This window comes from Sphingobacterium sp. UBA7253 (assembly GCF_002472745.1).
Taxonomy (GTDB): Bacteria; Bacteroidota; Bacteroidia; order Sphingobacteriales; family Sphingobacteriaceae; genus Sphingobacterium; species Sphingobacterium siyangense.
On sequence record NZ_DKSP01000149.1, the window covers coordinates 36,595 to 42,826 of the forward strand.

Sequence of the window (6,232 nt, forward strand, 5' to 3'; positions counted from 1 at the left end):
GCAGCCACCATTTTAATTGCGTCCCAGTCCATTGCATTGTAACGTGTATAGGAACTGCCGTTATAACCATACAGTGCGGCATCTACTGTTTTACCATAGACATAGGGATCGGAGATATAGTCGGTACGGGAGGCGGGTGTAGTCCAGGCAAAATTATTGACATAATCGACCTTAACTGTTCCTGCCTTTCCTTTTTTGGTGGTGACCAAGATGACTCCAAAAGCACCACGGGCTCCATAAATGGCCGCCGAAGCAGCATCTTTCAGGACAGAAACACTTTCAATATCGTTGGGATTAACCCGTGTGATATTCCCTTCGATCCCGTCGATCAATACCAGCGGGCCGCCCTCATTGATGGAATTGAATCCCCGCACATTGATATCGGGTGTTTTGGATGGATCACCGCTGTTGAGCTGTATATTCAAGCCCGGCATAAGTCCCTGGAGTGTACCTGCAATATTTGCACTTGGACGCAGCGCGATATCATCCGCATTGACCTGCGACACAGCTCCCGTCAGATTGGCTCTTTTCTGTACACCGTAGCCCACGACGACAACTTCTTCCATTGCATTGATAGCCGGCTTCATGGTCACATGCAATGTCGACTGCTTTGCCAGCGCTATTTCCAGCGGCTGATAGCCAACCATCGTAAATACAAGTATGGCATCCGGGCTGCTGACCTGGATCTGAAAGCTGCCATCCTCCCGACTGAGTGTTTTCTCCTTTTTGCCTTTTTCACTGATAGTAACATTGTCCAACGGTCGGCCCTGATCGTCTTTGACAAATCCTTTGACCGGGTACAGCTGCGGAGCCTCCGTAACCGATACCTGGCGAACGGGCTGATCCACTTGTTTATTCAAGACAATATTTTTATCCGCTTTGACATAAGATAACTGCAACTGGGCCAATAGATCTTTCAAGGCTTCTTCAAAAGAAATATTGTGGTAGCTCACGCTGATACGGTCGTCTTTTGCGATCAGCGATTCGTTGTAAAAAATATTGTATCCGCTTTGCTTCTGCAGTTCTTTCAAGACAGCACTCACTTTCACATTATTCCGCTTCAGATTGACGGTCTGGCCAAAAGAAAATGCATGCAGCTGCAAATTGGCTGCGAATAAGAGAGGAATTGCTAATGACAATTTCATAGAAATTGGTATTTTCTGGGATCTTACCTGACATAATTGGGTCGGTCCGATCAATTTTTTTTTATTAAATTGCATTCGGTTGAGATAAAATTTAACGGTTTTACTATTCATCCATGTCGAGAAAAAGACAAAACTTTCAGGGGCGTTGGCGCGCTCCTGATTGTTATATATGCTTCCCTTCTCATCAGCGTTAGTTTAGCACATATATCCTCCTTCCTTTACGTTCGAAATGTACGCCACCGGCGAGAGAAATTGTTTTCAACAATTTATCGATATTTTCATAGCGGGAGATTGTCCCGGAGAAGTGCTGTCCCTGCAGCTGATCTTGGTAACTGATCTCGACATCATACCAGCGTGCTACCTCGTCCATGACCGTTTGAATGGATGCATTATCAAAAGCAAAATTTCCATTTTTCCAGGCAAGACTATAGAACGGATCCACTTGTTCCTTTTTCACGCTCTTGCGGCTTTTATCGAAAACGACCTGGTCATTGGGCGCTAGGACCTGTTCTTTCAAGGCAGCATCGCCAAAAGATAGCTTGACTTTTCCTTCTACCAACGTGGTAACGATTTGATCCCCAAAACTCCTGATGTTAAAATGTGTTCCAAGAACCTCGAGTGTCTGTGCTCCACTTTGCACGATAAAAGGTACCCGTTTGCCTTTATTGTCCATTTTAGCCACTTCAAAATAGGCTTCACCTTCGAGCTGCACCGACCGCAACTTCGCATCAAATTTTACAGGATATTTGATCTTACTGCCTGCATTGAGCTGCACAAGACTTCCGTCGGCCATCTTTAATGTATACTCTCCACCTCTAGGGGTTACGACCGTATTGTAGACGATGTTATTTGTTGGTGACAACATGTCTTTGAGCTTATAACTGATTTGACCTTTATTATCTTTGGTGATCAAATATTCGCCTTGGTCAAGGACTGTATCCGCATGGAGCAAACTGAGGTCGATCTGTTTTCCATCTTCAAGAATGATTATGGCTTTATCAGAACCCGGTACGATCGACACCGTAGACAGCTGCTCTTTTGGCTGCATATCCACGGTATAAAAGTTGTAGTAGCCCCATAGCACGGCTCCGCAGAACGCAAGAAAGATTGCCGCCACCTGCCACCATCTACTCCTGAAATTAAAATGTCCATCTGTAGTTCTTTGGTACGTAGATGCAGGTGTTGCTAATCTCGGATCGGCTAATATATTTTCCATCATCCGATGTGGATCGGGGTATGTTGCGGGCTTTGCAGGGTACGAGTTCTCTCGCCAGACTTTCTCCCAAGCCTGCAGAAATGCAGGATCATCCATTAATCCTACAAGCAGTTCCTGTTCTTCTTTGCTGGCTTGATCAGCAAGATATTTACGTATTAATTGGCTGTATTGTTCAATTTGGTTCATTCCTTTGGATCGATTTCAACTACATAATCGCACGAAGCCGGAAAAAGTACCAATAGAAAAAATTTTTTTTTACGGATTTTAGGCGACCTAACTTTTTAGCCCCCTGAGATGGCTAATTACAACTACAGGAAAAGAGGTGGCAACCCGAGTTGCTTAGAAAAAAAAGATGGACAGGATTTTATCCAGCTTGAACCGGACAAATTTTGAGGCGAGACTGAGGTGATTACGCACGGTATTTTTGGAGAGCCCTTCTTCATCGGCAATTTCCTGATAAGATTGATCTTCAAACTTGCTCCGCCGGTAAACTGCCTGCTGCTGTGGAGGCAATTGTGCAATAATAGATTCTAAGATGACCTGTAGCTCTTTGCCATCCAATTCTTCCTGGAGCGAAAAAGAACTTTCAGGCCAACTGTGCTGAAGCGACTGCAGATAGTTGGATCGGACCAGCGATTTACGGAAATTGGATATGGCCATTCTCTTTGAAATAGCAAATAGAAAGGGAAAAATGGCTTCCGGACCGGAGAGCTGCATTCTTTTTAAATAAAATTCAATAAAAACTTCCTGTGTGACCTCCTCCGCATCACTGTCACTTTTGCAGAGTTGTCTGACTTTAAAATAAATAATCGGCTGATAATAATTGAACACAATACCAAAAATAGACTGATCTCCAGCTTGTAATAAGAGAAAATCGTCCATTGATATGGAAATATGTTTCAGTCCAGCTATCATGAATTCGGTATATTTAATTGATGCAAATTAACCTAACAGATGTTAATTTCATATAAAATTAACATTAATATCCATAATTTCATGCTCAGTCGCCGTATAAAAAAAGCAGCACTCTCCATGCTACAGATTTGGCTAATTTCCTAATTAAACAACTTTTGATGATACGTTTGTTTGAAAATTGCCGTTTATTGCAAGCGTCTATGTATTTCGATAGTGATTCTGAAAATGGCTCAATATCTTATTTCCTCAGGGTTTTAATGGCCTGCCTATAACTTGATTTGGCAGACCACTAGCTATAATGTTAGCTTTTGCTGATTTTGAAACTGGACCTTCAGCTGCCATAGCAAATGTAGATACGGCGATTAAAGCTACTGCTGCGAATGTTTTTAATACGACCCTGGCCTAAAAACTCCATGGATGGTAGAAATGAGGAGGTAAAAATATTTACCGATTACAAAGCATTATTTTATTTCTAAATTCAGATTTTGAGGATGAGTGGTCTTACTTTGATCATACAAATCCGTTATTTCGATTTTCATTTAAAGACTTACTATTTACCGCACTCACTTTTGGACAGCATTATAGCGTGAAACTAAATGAGCGGAATGAGCAATTTAAAGAATTTAAGCATTCAGGAGATCATGAGCTATGGCCATTTATAAGCAAAGAACAATACGAACAGCAATTGACTAAGCAACCATTTTTAAGGGGCATAAATTCAGTAAAATCCAATTAAGGGAGTAAATTATATCCGTACTCAAAAATATTAGATTCCTAATAAGTAACTTTACTTAATTACGCTTTTTAGGGGGTTCGTTATCTTTTGAAAATTGATTTATATTAAACTTATCTTCAATTCTTTTGACACTTTTTAGAAGATCTTCCCATGTTAGACTTTCTCTCACTATCATATTTTCACGCATGGTTTTATAATCCGCTGCCCACTCTTTTATTACCTCGTCAGTCGGAAGGATACTTAACCTCCCTTTTCGATGCAAAAACATCCTTCAGAACAATACACACCCACCAATCTTTTTCAATAACAAAAGCTGGCAATCCCATTATATTGCTCAATTGATCCAATACAAGCCTCTTTTGTTCTGTCTTAAGATTTAACCACATAATTTTAGGATTGGTAAAGCTTAGTTATTTCTTTCTGGATCCATACTGGAGCATATTTCAACTGAGAATCAAGAATTTGTTTTTCTATCTTTTTGACTGAATGTTTGATCATGCTTAAGAATTCTTCAGAAAGTCCCTCTTGACCTTGTTCTTTAAAAGCTGAAACAACCAACTGTAATAAATCATCTTTTATCGCAAAGCTTTTGGGTACAGTACGTTTAAATTTGATTGTACGCTTACCTATTTCAATATCCCGCTGTGAACCATCTGTTAGATAAACGGCTTTTAGCGGCACCTGCGTAGTCAGCCCTAATAAATACAACGCTAATACACCTGTCGGAGCAATACGAGCTTTGTCTCGCCTTGCAATTTCTTTAGCAATTTCTTCAACACTAGGATATATTGTACCCAATAAAGGCTCCTTTTTAGGTTTAATATAAATACCATGAGCCAATCTTTCAATAAGTCCATCATTCTCCAGGCGGAAAAGTGTCAACCTGATATTCTCTGGTGTCCCATAATTCTTAAAATCATCTGCGAAAAAAAATTCGCCGCGAGAAGACTTAAAAATCTTTGTTTCTATCTTATTTCTAGATGTTTCCGACATTAAAAATAATCTAATATGTAACAAATTTAGTAAATATTTGTTACAACAAAACAATCTATCGTATAGTATTTACCTTCGATTGCGCCAAATTAAGTGGTATGTAGGAGCAAGCACTTACAACTATTTCTTTCCCTAATCCTTTCCCTAATCCTTTCCCTAATCTTTTTCCTAACTTGAAGTTCCTGTCATTTACAGTCAGATCTTCGGGCATTGACCTCTCCTCTAAAAACTGGAGCATTTAAAAATAGAGAATTCAGTCTTGAATTAAATTTCACATCACGAGTCTCGTTTTAGCCAGAATTGAACAGTGCGGAGTGTACTTTTTAAACAACTTACCTAATTGTAACAATATCAGAAATACCGTTTCGTAAACTATCTTATTCAACCATAAAATAACAATGAATTCAACGCTAACAGTCAATGTAACGTCACTAACGTATGGGATGGTTCAAAAGAATGAAAACAATACTATCGTGGTGCCATAAAAAAGATAGGAGGAAATAATTTTTCATGAAGCTTATCATCCGAAAAAACATGCATATCCATCATGATTTATTTCATCCAACAATAATTGCAGATTAGTACTCTCGGGCTTCGGTTCATAAGCCTCCCATTTGCCCGATCTTCGCATCCAATAGAGTTTCCAAATTTTAGATGCTTTCACAAAGCGAAGCTTTGCAAACGGTAATTCTAAAATATTCGATGGGTCATTCCATTGTGGTCTAATTTCAAACAGTAAAGCCGTTTGTCCATCCCACGAATAACCAAAATCCAATTTTTTGCGCACTTCTACATCTTTCGGTCTTCTGGAATCTATAAAGCTTTTCAACTGAATTTCAATCATTAAAATAAGTTCTTTTTTATCCATCATCATTACAAATTTAAAATTATCGGCTTATTCTTCATCTCATACCAATCATCTAACATACTTTTTTGAACTAAAACCTTGATCGGCAATCAACGAGTAACGCACATTACATGACAAAACAAAAAAGCCAGATCTCAAGACCTGGCTTCTAAACTAAACTTAAACATATGATTCACTAGTGGTCTGTAGCCTGCCTGAGCTGACAAACCACTAGTTGTTGGATACTACTTATACGAATTGATCGATTTAGATACTTTCCAGTCATTGCCTACACGCTCCAAAGTAACTAAATCAGTCTTGGTGAAATTCTCAAATTTCAACGTCACTTTAGCCACCATTATGCTGCTCCCCTAAAACTA

The 6,232-nt window shown here is 39.5% G+C and carries 5 protein-coding genes; all 5 read right to left on the minus strand.

Annotated elements, in window-relative coordinates:
* A partial coding sequence (locus B2X72_RS15575; protein ID WP_286850520.1) for a SusC/RagA family TonB-linked outer membrane protein occupies nt 1-1,145 on the minus strand: 1,145 nt, incomplete at its 3' end.
* A gap of 190 nt (nt 1,146-1,335) precedes the next feature.
* Nucleotides 1,336-2,547 (minus strand): FecR family protein, encoded by a 1,212-nt coding sequence (locus B2X72_RS15580; protein ID WP_286841062.1) that lies wholly within the window; start codon nt 2,545-2,547, stop codon nt 1,336-1,338.
* 153 nt (nt 2,548-2,700) lie between these two features.
* Nucleotides 2,701-3,243, minus strand: a complete 543-nt coding sequence (locus tag B2X72_RS15585) for an RNA polymerase sigma factor (protein WP_159332797.1) — start codon at nt 3,241-3,243, stop codon at nt 2,701-2,703.
* A 1,159-nt stretch (nt 3,244-4,402) separates the two neighbouring features.
* A complete protein-coding gene (locus B2X72_RS15590; RefSeq protein ID WP_286850523.1) occupies nt 4,403-5,005 on the minus strand; it encodes a DUF6088 family protein in 603 nt (200 codons plus the stop codon).
* Between the two features lie 520 nt (nt 5,006-5,525).
* Nucleotides 5,526-5,879 (minus strand): DUF3024 domain-containing protein, encoded by a 354-nt coding sequence (locus tag B2X72_RS15595; RefSeq protein WP_286850525.1) that lies wholly within the window; start codon nt 5,877-5,879, stop codon nt 5,526-5,528.
* Nucleotides 5,880-6,232: the final 353 nt, after the last annotated feature.